The sequence below is a fragment of the uncultured Boseongicola sp. genome, from assembly GCF_937988555.1.
GTDB lineage: Bacteria > Pseudomonadota > Alphaproteobacteria > Rhodobacterales > Rhodobacteraceae > Boseongicola.
In genome coordinates this window covers 1-12,439 of sequence record NZ_CALJXO010000040.1, presented here as the reverse complement: position 1 = coordinate 12,439, position 12,439 = coordinate 1, and the positions used below count along the sequence as shown (strand labels likewise).

The 12,439-nt window shown below is 54.9% G+C and carries 15 protein-coding genes; 7 read left to right on the top strand and 8 right to left on the bottom strand.

Annotated features, from left to right (window positions below):
• The 3 genes from Q1B15_RS02230 to Q1B15_RS02220 form a co-directional block, all read left to right on the top strand.
• Window positions 1-202 (top strand): tripartite tricarboxylate transporter TctB family protein (locus tag Q1B15_RS02230; protein WP_299749483.1); only part of this gene is annotated, 202 nt, incomplete at its 5' end.
• 38 nt (window positions 203-240) lie between these two features.
• Entirely contained in the window at window positions 241-1,764 is a 1,524-nt protein-coding gene (locus tag Q1B15_RS02225; protein WP_299749480.1) for a tripartite tricarboxylate transporter permease, read from the top strand.
• A gap of 2 nt (window positions 1,765-1,766) precedes the next feature.
• Window positions 1,767-2,786 carry an Ldh family oxidoreductase gene (locus Q1B15_RS02220; RefSeq protein ID WP_299749477.1) on the top strand — a complete coding sequence of 340 codons (1,020 nt, stop codon included), beginning with the start codon at window positions 1,767-1,769 and terminating at the stop codon, window positions 2,784-2,786.
• On the opposite strand, the gene Q1B15_RS02215 is transcribed toward Q1B15_RS02220, so the two are convergent.
• From Q1B15_RS02215 to Q1B15_RS02200, 4 genes are read right to left on the bottom strand one after another with little or no spacing between them, the layout of a single operon-like run.
• Window positions 2,783-4,039, bottom strand: a complete 1,257-nt coding sequence (locus tag Q1B15_RS02215) for an aminotransferase class V-fold PLP-dependent enzyme (protein ID WP_299749474.1) — start codon at window positions 4,037-4,039, stop codon at window positions 2,783-2,785. The genes Q1B15_RS02220 and Q1B15_RS02215 overlap by 4 nt on opposite strands.
• A 26-nt stretch (window positions 4,040-4,065) precedes the next feature.
• Complete coding sequence (locus Q1B15_RS02210) at window positions 4,066-4,530, bottom strand: PaaI family thioesterase (protein ID WP_299749472.1); 465 nt, start codon at window positions 4,528-4,530, stop codon at window positions 4,066-4,068.
• Entirely contained in the window at window positions 4,530-5,315 is a 786-nt protein-coding gene (locus Q1B15_RS02205) for an enoyl-CoA hydratase (protein ID WP_299749469.1), read from the bottom strand. The genes Q1B15_RS02210 and Q1B15_RS02205 overlap by 1 nt, the downstream gene beginning before the upstream one ends.
• A 23-nt stretch (window positions 5,316-5,338) precedes the next feature.
• A complete protein-coding gene (locus Q1B15_RS02200; RefSeq protein WP_299749466.1) occupies window positions 5,339-6,553 on the bottom strand; it encodes a CoA transferase in 1,215 nt (404 codons plus the stop codon).
• Window positions 6,554-6,694: 141 nt separating this feature from the next.
• Here Q1B15_RS02200 and Q1B15_RS02195 point away from each other — a divergent pair, with 141 nt between their 5' ends.
• Window positions 6,695-7,387, top strand: a complete 693-nt coding sequence (locus Q1B15_RS02195; RefSeq protein ID WP_299749463.1) for a GntR family transcriptional regulator — start codon at window positions 6,695-6,697, stop codon at window positions 7,385-7,387.
• Window positions 7,388-7,428: 41 nt separating this feature from the next.
• Window positions 7,429-8,952 (top strand): malonyl-CoA synthase, encoded by a 1,524-nt coding sequence (locus tag Q1B15_RS02190; RefSeq protein ID WP_299749461.1) that lies wholly within the window; start codon window positions 7,429-7,431, stop codon window positions 8,950-8,952.
• A 63-nt stretch (window positions 8,953-9,015) separates the two neighbouring features.
• Here the strand turns inward: Q1B15_RS02190 and Q1B15_RS23285 are convergent, their stop codons facing one another.
• From Q1B15_RS23285 to ppk2, 3 genes are all read right to left on the bottom strand, one after another.
• Window positions 9,016-9,192: a hypothetical protein gene (locus Q1B15_RS23285; RefSeq protein WP_366141650.1), complete on the bottom strand. Its 177-nt coding sequence runs from the start codon at window positions 9,190-9,192 to the stop codon at window positions 9,016-9,018.
• Window positions 9,193-9,200: 8 nt separating this feature from the next.
• A complete protein-coding gene (locus tag Q1B15_RS02180) occupies window positions 9,201-9,533 on the bottom strand; it encodes a hypothetical protein (RefSeq protein ID WP_299749458.1) in 333 nt (110 codons plus the stop codon).
• A 182-nt stretch (window positions 9,534-9,715) separates the two neighbouring features.
• Entirely contained in the window at window positions 9,716-10,510 is a 795-nt protein-coding gene (ppk2, locus tag Q1B15_RS02175; protein ID WP_299749455.1) for a polyphosphate kinase 2, read from the bottom strand.
• Window positions 10,511-10,833: 323 nt separating this feature from the next.
• Here ppk2 and Q1B15_RS23280 point away from each other — a divergent pair, with 323 nt between their 5' ends.
• Complete coding sequence (locus Q1B15_RS23280) at window positions 10,834-11,106, top strand: hypothetical protein (protein ID WP_366141649.1); 273 nt, start codon at window positions 10,834-10,836, stop codon at window positions 11,104-11,106.
• Here the strand turns inward: Q1B15_RS23280 and Q1B15_RS02170 are convergent.
• A complete protein-coding gene (locus Q1B15_RS02170; protein WP_299749453.1) occupies window positions 11,042-11,746 on the bottom strand; it encodes a Crp/Fnr family transcriptional regulator in 705 nt (234 codons plus the stop codon). The two genes, Q1B15_RS23280 and Q1B15_RS02170, sit on opposite strands and share 65 nt — an antisense overlap.
• Window positions 11,747-11,936: 190 nt before the next feature.
• Here Q1B15_RS02170 and Q1B15_RS02165 point away from each other — a divergent pair, with 190 nt between their 5' ends.
• Window positions 11,937-12,368: a pseudoazurin gene (locus tag Q1B15_RS02165; protein WP_299749450.1), complete on the top strand. Its 432-nt coding sequence runs from the start codon at window positions 11,937-11,939 to the stop codon at window positions 12,366-12,368.
• The last annotated feature ends 71 nt before the right edge of the window (window positions 12,369-12,439 follow it).

Below are 12,439 nucleotides of genomic sequence, written 5' to 3'. Positions count from 1 at the left end.
CTATGCGGTCTTACTGCGCCTTCTGGGAGGGTTCCCAGCCTCTGTGATCTACCTCGGTGTGGCGCTCTTCTTCGTCAACGAAGGCAAACATCTGCAAAACGCCATCCTTGCCGTCGTCATTCCAAGTACAGTCTACATACTGTTCGACCGAGTGCTAAACGCCAACATGCCGCCCGCTCTCTACAATCTGCCGTTCTCATAATTCGCGCGGAAACGCTTCCGCGACCAGGAGTGCCCTAGATGGACATTTTCAGCGATCTCATGATGGGCTTTTCCGTAGCCATTTCGCCCATCAACATGCTCTACCTTTTGATCGGTGCAATGGTCGGGATGGTTGTCGGGGTCATCCCTGGGTTCGGCCCGTCGGCAGGTCTGGCAATTCTCTTGCCCGTCACCTTCGGAATGGACCCGACGGGGGCCATCATGATGCTTGCCGCAATTTACTATGGGGCAATGTACGGAGGCACGATCACATCAATCCTTCTGAATACACCTGGCGAAAGCGCAACTGTTGCCAGCACATTTGACGGCTTTCCGCTTGCCAAGCAGGGAAGAGCCGGACCCGCGCTCGTGATGCAAGCAGTTGCCTCCTTTGTCGGAGGAACTGTCGGTGTGATCATGATCACCCTCCTTGCGCCAATGTTTGCTCAGGTCTCGCGAAGTTTTGGACCGCCAGAATACTTCCTGCTGGCAACTATGGGGATGCTTACACTTATCGTAATGATCGGATCCAATTGGCGGCTTGGCGTGATCTCCGCGCTCATCGGATTTGCCCTTGGTACGGTCGGCGTTGATCTAGAAACCGGACAGGGCCGTTATACATTTGGCTCGGCTGAACTCATTGGTGGCATTTACTTCATCCCCATTGCAATCGGCCTCTTTGGCTTGGGTGAATTGTTCTATGCATTTTATCAGGGTCTCCACAAATCCGGATCAGGGTCGATTGTCCAATACGACAACGAAGAAAGGTTCTGGCCCACGGCGCAGGACTATATATCGACCCGAATGACTATGGTTCGCCATTCCATACTTGGCTTCATCGTAGGGGTCATTCCAGGCGCTGGCGCCACGATCGCCTCGCTGATGGCCTATTCCGTCGAAAGATCAATTTCGAAGAACCCCGAGAACTTCGGCAAGGGGGAAATGGCGGGCCTTGTGGCTCCCGAGACAGCGAACAATGCAGCCTCGTCCGGAGCGATGATCCCGCTTTTGACACTTGGTATCCCGGGCTCGGCGTCCACAGCCGTTCTGTTGGCCGCCTTCTTGATGTGGGGATTGCGACCGGGGCCGCTTTTCATGGAGCAAAACCCCGAACTCGCCTGGGGCCTGATTGCATCAATGTACCTTGGAAACATGGCCCTGCTTGCAATCAGCATCTTTGCGATCCCACTCTTTGTGCAACTTATCAAGGTCCCCTACCGCATCCTCGGCCCAACAGTTGTTGTGATCTGCACGCTAGGCACATTCAGCGTGAACGCGTCGTTCGTGGAAACATACATCATGTTCGCGGCTGGTATTGCCGGCTTCTTCATGCGGCTTTACGGCTTCTCTCCGGCGGCTCTGGTTCTGGCATTGGTCCTTGGTCCACTGGCAGAAGAAGCACTGCGTCAGACGCTGACCATTTCGCGCGGCTCATTCGGCATCTTCATCGAGCGACCTGCCTCGCTCTGGATCATCGGCGTCACGGTCGTGCTGGTGGGAATACTTCCGCTCCTGAACAAATTCAGTAGGCGTGCAGAAGAGGCCAAGAACGCGGGGATTTAGGGATGCGCCTGTCCGAGCAGGACGCCTTGAAACTTGTGGCCCGCGCATTCGAGCGTGCGGGTGTGCCTAAAACGGGGGCAGCAGCCGCTGCGGAGATTCTGACGATTGCCCAGATGATGGGACTGAACACACATGGGTTGTCTCGCGTCGCAACCTATCGTGACCGGATGAAAGTGGGCGGCATTACAGCCTCGGCCGTCGCGAAAATTACAGCGACTGCGCCGTCGATCCGCACTGTAGACGGCGCAAACGCACTTGGCCCCGCCGTGGCACATCAATCGTTGTATGCTGCTATTGAAGTCGCTGAAACTCAAGGCGCAGCAGTCGTCTTGTGTCGAAACGCAAACCATCTTGGTGCATTGGCCCCCTACCTGTTTCTGGCAAGCCGGGCGGGGATGGCGTCAATTATCACGTCGAATACCGCTCCAATGATCGCGGCTGAGGGTGGCCAGCGCCAGGCGATCGGCAACAACCCATTGGGCATTGGCATGCCAAACCCGGGCGGAGCGCCTGTGCTTCTTGATATGTCGATGTCCGTTGTGTCGCGATCTCGCGTCCGCGCGATGGCGGCAGCGGGTGAAACCATCCCCGAGACCTGGGCGACAGATATCAATGGCAGACCAACGACAGACCCGGCCAAAGCGCTGGAAGGCTTGATGCAAGCCATCGGAGGCGCAAAAGGAAGCCGGCTCGCTCTCTGCCTTGATCTTCTCGCCGGCGGTCTTTCAGGAGCGGCCATGCTTTCGGCTATTCCGAATTCCGTACGATCACCTGAAAAGCCACAAAACCTTGGCCAGATGTTTGTTCTGATCGATACGCGCAAAATCATGGACCCCGAGGAACTCTCTCATCAGATGCGCACGGCCTCAGAAAGCCTTTCCAACTCCGGGCAAAGCGACCCAAACCAACCCATCAGGTTTCCTGGCGCCCGGGCAATGGCAGCTTTTGACATCGCCCGCGAAAAAGGGCTGGAAATCACCCCAGCCCTTTTCAATCAACTCACCAGCCTCGCAGCGGACTAGGCACCCTCTTCCACAATCTCGCGCATCGCCTGAAGAAATTGCGCAACCTCTCCAGTGGAATTGTAGTGACACATCGACACCCGTATCGCCGAAGGCATGCCCAAAGGGTCAAGGATATTTCCCGAATAGTGGTCCGCCTTGCGGGTGTGGGTGCGGATGCCGCGCATTTGCAGCTTTGTGACAACATCACGCGCGGCCTGTCCCTGAACAGCTATCGACACAAGACCCTCGCGACGTGGGTTTTCGACGCCCCCTATGATGGAGACACTGGCAAGATCCGCCAGCCCCTTCAGGTTACCCGTCCCAAAAATCATCGCATCCGTCAGCGCCTTCTCGTGGGCATGGATCGCGTGTCCTGCCGCCACGATACGGGCACGGCGATCCGTTTCGTGGCTGACCTTACTTCCAAGCCACTCGAAATAATCCACAACATCCGAGAATGTTGCGTAGGCGCCCGTGTCACGGGTTCCTAACTCCCATGGCTCGCCGGGTGCACCAAGCAAATGGTCGTGTGGCAAAGCAGCCAGTCGGTCGGACATCCAGGCCACACCATACCCGTGACGTGAGAATACTTTATACGGCGAGACCACATAGCCATCGATGCCATAGCTTTCGATATCCAACTGCCCGTGTGCCGCGTGCTGTATCCCATCAACAATGATGAAACACTCCGGCGAGACTACACGGATCGCCCTCGAAATAGCTGCGACGTCCATGCTCATTCCCGTCACCGGTGATGTGTGCAGGATCGTTGCCACGCGAGTCTCTGGGCGCACCATGGTAGAGTAGGCAGCGGCATCCACTGCCCCCACGGCATCGTCATGCGGAATAAGAACGTGGGTCTTGCGCGCAGTCTCTGCCCACTTCGACGCTGCACTTCGGGTGGCAGGATGTTCAACTGTACTGCTCAGAACCGTCCCATCAGGCGTTCCAAGACAGGCCACCCGTATCAGCCGGAACAATAATTCCGTGCCACTTTCCCCCACGAAGAACTGGCCATCGGGCGCATTGAACAGGACACGCATGTCGGCCTTTGCCTTGTCGATTATTGCGACAAGCGCATGGGACGCCGGGTTGTCGCGCCCCTGATTGTCCGGGATGGCCGCCATCCGACCTGAAGTTTCCACAACCGAATTCAGCGTCAGCGCGCCCCCGGCATTTTCAAAAAAAACGCGCGGGCCACCAAAAGGACATTCCGCGACATGCGCAAATTTTGATCGCACATCAGATAAAAGCTCGGATGAGAAGGTCATGTCGCTCAAACCCCAAAAGGTCGCCGCTAGGGCATTTTCCATGTCGCGGTAGCAAGTGCCGCGAGCTTACCGTCCGGACCAGAAAGGCGGCTCTCCATAAAGGACAAACTGCGCCCTCGCTTCAGGAAACGCCCCTCACAGGTAACAGTGCCTTCGCGGACAGGCCGCATGAACTGAACCTTCATCTCTATGGTGGCCCCAGGGCCTGCGACTTTCTTGACAAGATGGCCCATCGAAATATCCATCGCTGAAGCCATCGCTCCGCCGTGCAATGTGCCTTGTGGGTTCTTCAACATATCTGTCACGTCAAATGTCAGTTTGCAGACTTCTTTGTCCTCTCCTGGCACGTCCTGAGGCAAATACTCGAACCTTAGGCCAAGAAAGCGCGCAAAAAAGAACGTCTCGAACTCTTGGGCATGATCCGCAAGGGCCGTCTCAAAATGGGCGCGTGCGCCAGCCTCATCAATTCGCTCAGAACCGACCTTTTCCATCAAGCACCAACAAAATTAGCTTTACGCTTCTCAAGAAATGCCCGGCGGCCCTCAATGTAGTCTGCACTGTCGAAACAGGCCTTCACGCGAACCGCACATCCCTCAAGATCACGCTCACTTTCCGGAGCAACGGTCTGAGCAACAATGAATTTCACCGAACTTACAGTCATGGGAGCATTGTCCGCGATCATCCGCGCAGTTTCTTCCGCAACCTGCGCCACCTGATCGTCAGGTACGACCCGGTTTACCAGCCCCATCCCCATTGCCTCCTGCGAAGTGAAACGGCGCGCGGTAAAAAATATCTCTTTTGCAAAGGACGGACCAACGACATCCACCAACCGCTTTATCCCGGCAAAGCCATAACCCAGCCCTAGCTTGGCCGCAGGCACCGCAAACTGTGATTTCTCACCGCAAATCCGGATGTCGCAGGACAAGGACAATGCGACACCACCGCCGATGCAGTATCCGTCAATCTGTGCAATAGTCGGCTTTGGAAAGGCCTCGATCAGATCATAAACGCGCTTTGTGGTAGCATTATAGTGATCTACTGCCTCGGCGCTCCCGCGTTCGGTTTCAAACTTTGAGATATCGGCGCCGGACACAAAGGCCTTTCCGCCCGCACCCGACAAGATCAAAATACGCACCGTTTCATCGGCGGCAAAACGCGTTGCAGCTTCTTCGACAGCTTCCCACATCTCAAGTGACACCGCGTTGCGCTTTTCCGGTTGATTGAAGATGATCCGCGCTATGTCGCCGGACTGCTCTGTAAGTATCTTGGTGGTCATTGTTGGGTTCGCTTTTTAAATGTTCAGGTTGCGCCAGAGGCCTTCATATCAGCGATTTCTTCAGAGCTGAGCCCAATTTCGAGGAGCAACTCTTCGCTGTGCTGGCCGGCTGTTGGTGGCGGACTGGCGATCCGACTTGGCGTTCTGCTCATGATGATGGGTTGTCCGACCAGTTCCGTCTCGCCACGCTCCTGGCTGACAACCGGCTGGGCCATACCCAAGTGACGCACCTGTTCATTGCTGAACACCTGACCGATATCGTTGATCTCACCGGCTGGCACCCCGGCAGCTGTGAACAGTTCGATCCACTCCGCCGTTGTCCGCGTCTGCGTGATGGCCTCAATCTCGACCCCCAATGCGTCGCGATTGTCCGAGCGCGCGGTCGGAGTTGCGTAGTCGGGATCCTCCAACCAGTCCTTTCGGTCGACCGTCTCGGCAAATTTAGCCCAGATATTGTTCCCGGTGACGGCAAGATTCATATGTCCATCGCTCGTCTTGAAGACACCAGTCGGGATCGACGTCGGATGATTATTACCGGCCTGCTTGGGAACATCGCCATCCATCAGAAACCGCGCAGCCTGGAAGTCCAGCATAAAAACCTGCGCCTGCAACAGTGATGTTTGCACCCATTGACCCATGCCCGAATGCTGCCGCTCAAAAAGAGCAACTAGAATGCCCTGAGCCGCTAAAAGACCAGCGCAGAGGTCCGCAATTGGGATGCCCACGCGCATCGGCCCTTCCCCGGGCTTACCGGTTATGGACATCAATCCCCCCATGCCTTGAGCAATCTGGTCGAAGCCCGGGCGATCTGCCAACGGACCGTCTTGCCCGAAGCCGGAAATTGAAGCGTAGACCAAGCCCGGGTTGGTCTTTGACAAGGTCTCATAATCAATGCCCAAACGCGTCTTCACTGCCGGACGGAAGTTTTCAACAATCACATCTGCCGTATCAGCAAGCTTGCGAAACGCGGCCTTGCCAGCCTCACTTTTAAGGTCGAGTGTAAGGCTGCGCTTGTTGCGGTGCAGGTTCTGAAAGTCCGGTCCCGATCTTGGGCCACCAAACTGCGCCGTATCGACTGGCGCCTCAATTTTGATCACATCCGCACCCCAGTCCGCCAACTGGCGCACGCATGTTGGTCCAGAACGGACCCGGGTAAGATCCAAGACACGCAACCCATTTAGGGCGGTGCTTCCCGCAGGACTTGGCGTCGACGTGCGGGCTTTTTCAAGGTCAGTCATTTAAATCTCAGCAAGCTGGTTCATCTCTGGCCCCATGCGGTTCAGGTTGTTACAAAAGACATATGCGGTATATCAGCAAATAACAATATGAATGTTGATTGTTGACAAAATAATCAGGTTCAATCAACAGAGGGTATGGACATGAACGCAAGAGTAATTGGCGCGCAGCGTGCGACTCTGGCAGGTGAAGTGCGCCGTGAACTCGAGCGGATGATCGAAGCAGGCGAACTCGCAGCTGGTGAAAAGATGAATGAACTTGCGCTCTCAAACGCGATGGGCGTCAGTCGCGGAACTGTCCGCGAAGCGATACGTTCCCTCGCCGATTCAGGCCTTATCGATCTGATCGCCAATCGGGGCGCGTTCGTTCACCAGACGACGTTGGATGAAGTGCGCAACCTTTACGAATTGCGCGGCGCTATTTTCGCGATGGCATGCTCGGCTGCAGCGCGGGAAGTTGCAAGCGGCGCAGGACGGGGGGTTCTTAAGCCCTTGAAAAGGAATATGAACAAGATGGAAGACGCGCGTCGCAATGACGACACTGAAAGCTACTATGCGTTGAACATCGAATTCCACGACTTGCTTCTCGAAGCCTCAAATAATCCAAGGGCAAAATCGATCTACGACAATATCGTCAAAGAGATGCACCTGTTCCGCAGGCGCGGGCTATCCATCGCCACCAATATTGCGCGCTCGTTGGAAGAGCATGGTGCGATTACCGAAGCCGTCGCCGCCGGCGATACTGAAGCCGCGCGCGCGGCGGCTCACGCCCACGTCACATTGGGATTTGCGCGTTATACGAAAATCCTCGAGCAGGAAGCCCTCAAAACCAATTGATCCGCCCGTAGAAACGGGGCAGCGATGGGACATAGAACACGATGAGCAACCACCTTTACGACGCGCTGTTCGCCCCTCATGCGGGCAGTGACGCACCGTTCCTTTATGTTTCAGAGGGAAGCACAATCAGCTATTCGGCCTTCCTCTCTATGGCCGCGCAGTTTGCCAATGCATTCAAAGCACTCGGCCTCGTTCCTGGTGACCGGGTAGCCGTGCATATCAACAAGTCTCCCCAAGCCTTGGCGCTCTATGCCGGTTGTGTGCAGGCAGGCGTTATCTTTCTGCCGCTCAACACTGCCTACACCGCATCCGAACTTGACTATTTCGTTGGGGACAGCGGCGCCGCGCTCTTTGTTTGTGATCCTAGTGAGGCAGACGCGCTTGCGGAGATAGCCCGTGAAAAGAACTGCGCCCTTCTAACACTTGCGGGCGACGGAACCGGCACAATGGCCGATCTGATGTCAAAGCAAATCGATACTGCCGAAACTGCACACCGTGTCGAGAACGATATTGCGGCCTTACTCTACACGTCGGGCACGACAGGTCGCTCCAAGGGCGCGATGCTCACCCACAAAAACCTGTCTTCAAATGCACAAGCGCTTGTGGACGAATGGCGTTTTACAAGCGGCGATGTTCTTTTGCATGCCCTGCCGATCTTTCACAGTCATGGCCTGTTTGTGGCGACGAATGTTATGCTTCTGGCCGCCGGTTCCATGATCTTCCTGCCGAAGTTTGACGTCGAAACAGCCCTTGCCCGCCTGCCCGATGCAACCGCCATGATGGGTGTGCCGACATTCTATACGCGCCTTCTTGACGATGCGCGTTTCGACAAAGACATGACGTCCCATATGCGGCTCTTTATCTCGGGCTCCGCTCCCTTGCTGGCGGAAACCCACGAACGCTTCGCCGAACGGACAGGGCACCGGATACTGGAACGCTACGGCATGACCGAAACCAGCATGAACACCTCAAATCCTTATATCGGCGACCGCCGTGCGGGCACAGTCGGGTTTCCTCTGGCCGATGTTGAAGTAAAAGTCTGCGATCCCGTAAGCGGAGGCGAACTGGACCGCAACGAAATCGGCGTTTTAGAGGTGCGCGGTCCTAACGTATTCAAAGGCTATTGGAACATGCCTGAGAAAACGAAGGAGGAGCTTCGCCCAGATGGCTTTTTCATCACGGGCGATCTGGCCTTGATCGACATGGACGGCTATGTCCATATCGTCGGACGTGGGAAGGACCTGATCATTTCTGGTGGCTACAATATCTACCCCAAGGAAATTGAACTGTTTCTTGACGATCTCGACGGCGTCCTGGAAAGCGCAGTTATCGGAGCGCCCCACCCAGATTTCGGTGAAAGTGTGATTGCTGTGCTGGTTGCAGAACCCAATACTGCCTTGGATGTGAAAGCGATCGAAGATGCGGCCAAGCGTGACTTGGCCGGGTTCAAGCGACCCCGTTGGATCGAGGTGGTCGACGCCTTACCGCGCAACACTATGGGCAAAGTGCAAAAGAAATTATTGCGTGAGCAGTTCTCAAGTGTTTTCCAGCATGAGGCCGGGTAGCGGAATCAACCCGACGTTCAGCCAGCTTTTCGTGACCTTTCGACTGCTTAGAGCGTTTTGCGTTCAATTGGTTTTATATCCTGTTGCTTTGAAGAAATTGGAGCATTCCTCCTCGATGAAGAGGTTGCAAACATGGCTGCCGCCATTGCCCGGTTTGTCGATCACCAACTCGCCCGCAACGCGATAAAGTTCGGTAATGATGTCAGCTCCGGGTTCTCCAGCGACCAAAATGCGCCCCATCGGGCTGACTACGAGTCGTTCTGTGGGTCATCCGACGGCAGCGAAACATAAAGATCGCGCATGAGGACAAAGCGCTCTTCGAAATTCGGCAGGTCACTCACTTCCAAGGTTAACGTGTCCCAGTCCGCCGCTGCGCGACGCTTGATTTCCGGATCGTCCATGGACGTTTGGTTGGCTTCAATACCGCTGCTGCGGCATTTTTCGATCAGTGTCGCCAGAATTTCGGATTTGCCGGCCGCGCCAAAATCACGGTCATCAATCAGATAGGCGGTGTCGTAGACGTCTTGGCGGCGATATCGCTTTCTGATTGGCTGTTGCAGCAGGGCGCATCTTTTCAGCAATTAGCTCGTGCATGGTAAATGCGCGCACTGCGACGCCTACACCCATGAGATTTAGTGCCTGGTAAGCATAGACTTGGTCTCTGAAGCTGACCTCCAGATCAAGAACCCTTGGCGCGATACCATCCGCCAGTTTTTGCGCCTCTTTTGTGCGCTGCTGCCAATAGCGCTGCTGCTTATGCCTTCTAATCCAATTTTTTATGAACTTCGGGGACAAAAGTCTGGTCACTCATCGGAGGACGCTCATATCCTTTTTGCGGTGGGCGGTCCTCCAGCGCGATAGGATCTCTAAAAACATCCTCATAGGGGATCAGTGAGAGAAGGTGGCTTATGCAGTTCAATCGCGCGTGCTTTTTGACGTCAGAATCTACCACATACCATGGAGCTTGCTTGATATCGGTGTGGGCAAACATATTGTCCTTAGCTTTTGAATAGTCCGCCCAACGCTTGCGGCTTTGCAGATCCATCGGGCTGAGCTTCCATTGCTTAGTCGGATCGGTCAGGCGCTTCTGAAACCGCCGCTCCTGTTCCTCGTCGCTTACTGAAAACCAATACTTGATGAGCTGAATTCCGGAGCGGACCAGCATTCTTTCAAACTCTGGGCAGCTTCGCATGAACTCTGTGTATTCTTCGTCGGTGCAAAACCCCATAACCCTCTCAACACCCGCACGATTGTACCACGAACGGTCGAATATGACGATTTCACCTGCTGCCGGTAGATGCGCTGTGTATCGCTGAAAATACCATTGGGACTTCTCTCGTTCCGTCGGCGCCGGAAGTGCAACTACTTGGCATATGCGCGGATTCAACGCTTCAGTAATTCGCTTGATCGTTCCACCCTTCCCGGCAGCATCGCGCCCCTCAAAGACAATGGCGACTCGATGTCCTGAATGTTTCACCCACTCCTGAAGCTTCACCAATTCAATTTGTAGGCGCGCAAGTTCACCTTCATAGACCTTGTTCGCGATTTTTCGTGTCATAACTGATGCTCCTAGAGGACCCTAGCAACCCAAGGGATAACAGAATTCCAAGTCTGAGAGAATGCTGAGACAGCTTTGGCTTTGGCATCAAAGACCTCCTTCCCACGATTTGTCCCAAAATTGCCGTCAGGGAAGAAATGGTGTTGCTACGACAATATGTGAAAACTCAGCCCGCTCAATTCTCTCTTTTTGCTTCTGTTCGCTCTGAGGGCATACAGTTTTGTTTTCGGGATCCGCGACACGTCGGAGGCACTTAAAACTCTCCAGAAGTTTGAGCCTAGACAAAGAGACCGATTCACATCGGAGGCAGGCTTGGGCAACTTATGGAGGAATGCATGCCCATCGAAATTCGACCCCGCGACGGTCTTTCGGTCGGACGGCTGATGCAACGGCGGCCAGAAACCATTGGCGTCTTTCTACGCCGTGGCATGTACTGCGTCGGATGCTCGGTCAACCTTATGCATACTCTTGACGAGGTCTGCGTGATTTATCGTCTGGACCCTGACGTCCTTCGAAACGATTTGCGCGCCGCTATTCGGGAAATTGGCCGGTCTCCGAAAACACCACAAGCTTGTGGGGGGCCGTCACCACTATAAGCTTTCTACGGCTTGCTATGATCTCGGCCTTTTGCCATGCACTGAGAAGACGGCTGACGGTATGCAATGTCGTGCCTGCCATTTCGGCGACATCCTGCCGCGTGACGGGAAAGTCGATCTCGATCCCTTGCTCGGTTTTGCGGCCTGCCTGTTGCACCATTCGCAGGATCGCATTTGCAACCCGTTGCTCGACATGAAGCGTCGACATTTCAACGATGCGATTGTTCAACTCGCCCATGCGACTGCCGACAGTGCTGTAGGTTTCGCTTGCAAAACGGGGATATTTTTTGATGAACTCGTCCCAGTGTCTTGTCGGCCAGGACAACACCAGACACTCGCCGGTGGCAATTGCAGAGGCCGGATATGTGGTGCGCCCTATGGCTTTTGCAATGCCAAACAACTGCCCTGAAGAAATGTGAAGCAAAACGATCTGTTCGCCGTCCTCTGTGATGCGCACGGCACGGACGTAGCCATCCAAAAGCAGAAAGAATGCATCCACGGTGCCGTCTTCGGCAAAGATTGTGTCTCCTGTCGCGAAACGCCTTGGCTGTGCGCGCTCGAGAATGTCCCGGATCTGGTCTGGCGCAAGGTTCAAGAAGGGCGGCAATGACTTCAGAAGAGTGTTGTCGAGTTTGTTCACGCTCTGATTGCCCCGATCTGATTGCCTTCAAGCCAGACCCTACCGCGTTCGGTTCCGCGGGATAAGGCACATTCTCGAACCCGCAAAAGCCTGATCCCAAAGCGAGCGAAGTTTGTTCATCCGCAAAGAGGCGACACTGCCGTTTCGATAGAAAGTGCACCAACGACGTTTCAATTGAAAGGAAAGACCAATGTTACGAATGCTTACAGCAGCACTCGCTCTCGCATCAACGATCGGTGGCGCAGCCGTTGCTGAAACTTACGAAGTGCACATGCTCAATAAGGGCGAAGCGGGAAACATGGTGTTCGAACCAGCCGCGTTGTCGGTTTCGGCAGGTGATACGATCAAGTTCCTTGCGACGGATCGTGGGCACAATGCCGAAACCATCAAGGGAATGATCCCCAAGGGGGCAGACGCTTTTGGCGGCAAAGTCAACGAAGAGTTCGAAGTCACGCTTGAAACCAAAGGCTACTATGCCGTCATGTGCAAGCCGCATTTTTCCATGGGAATGGTCATGGTCATTCAGGTGGGTTCCAAGGCCGGCGCGCCGGACGATTTCCTTGCAGGGCGTCTGCCGCCCCGCGCCAAACAACGGCTTGAAGAACAGCTTTCTGGCCTTTGATCCACAAATTCTCATTAGAATGGAGCTAGTCATGTCCAAAATCCAAAAAACAGGTCCAATTACCAGCAGGC

Coding starts and splice junctions, on each gene's coding strand:
- Q1B15_RS02225 (WP_299749480.1), top strand. CDS start 241: ATGGACATTTTCAGCGATCTCATGATGGGCTTTTCCGTAGCCATTTCG.
- Q1B15_RS02220 (WP_299749477.1), top strand. CDS start 1,767: ATGCGCCTGTCCGAGCAGGACGCCTTGAAACTTGTGGCCCGCGCATTC.
- Q1B15_RS02215 (WP_299749474.1), bottom strand. CDS start 4,039: ATGACCTTCTCATCCGAGCTTTTATCTGATGTGCGATCAAAATTTGCG.
- Q1B15_RS02210 (WP_299749472.1), bottom strand. CDS start 4,530: ATGGAAAAGGTCGGTTCTGAGCGAATTGATGAGGCTGGCGCACGCGCC.
- Q1B15_RS02205 (WP_299749469.1), bottom strand. CDS start 5,315: ATGACCACCAAGATACTTACAGAGCAGTCCGGCGACATAGCGCGGATC.
- Q1B15_RS02200 (WP_299749466.1), bottom strand. CDS start 6,553: ATGACTGACCTTGAAAAAGCCCGCACGTCGACGCCAAGTCCTGCGGGA.
- Q1B15_RS02195 (WP_299749463.1), top strand. CDS start 6,695: ATGAACGCAAGAGTAATTGGCGCGCAGCGTGCGACTCTGGCAGGTGAA.
- Q1B15_RS02190 (WP_299749461.1), top strand. CDS start 7,429: ATGAGCAACCACCTTTACGACGCGCTGTTCGCCCCTCATGCGGGCAGT.
- Q1B15_RS23285 (WP_366141650.1), bottom strand. CDS start 9,192: ATGGGGCGCATTTTGGTCGCTGGAGAACCCGGAGCTGACATCATTACC.
- ppk2 (WP_299749455.1), bottom strand. CDS start 10,510: ATGACACGAAAAATCGCGAACAAGGTCTATGAAGGTGAACTTGCGCGC.
- Q1B15_RS23280 (WP_366141649.1), top strand. CDS start 10,834: ATGGAGGAATGCATGCCCATCGAAATTCGACCCCGCGACGGTCTTTCG.
- Q1B15_RS02165 (WP_299749450.1), top strand. CDS start 11,937: ATGTTACGAATGCTTACAGCAGCACTCGCTCTCGCATCAACGATCGGT.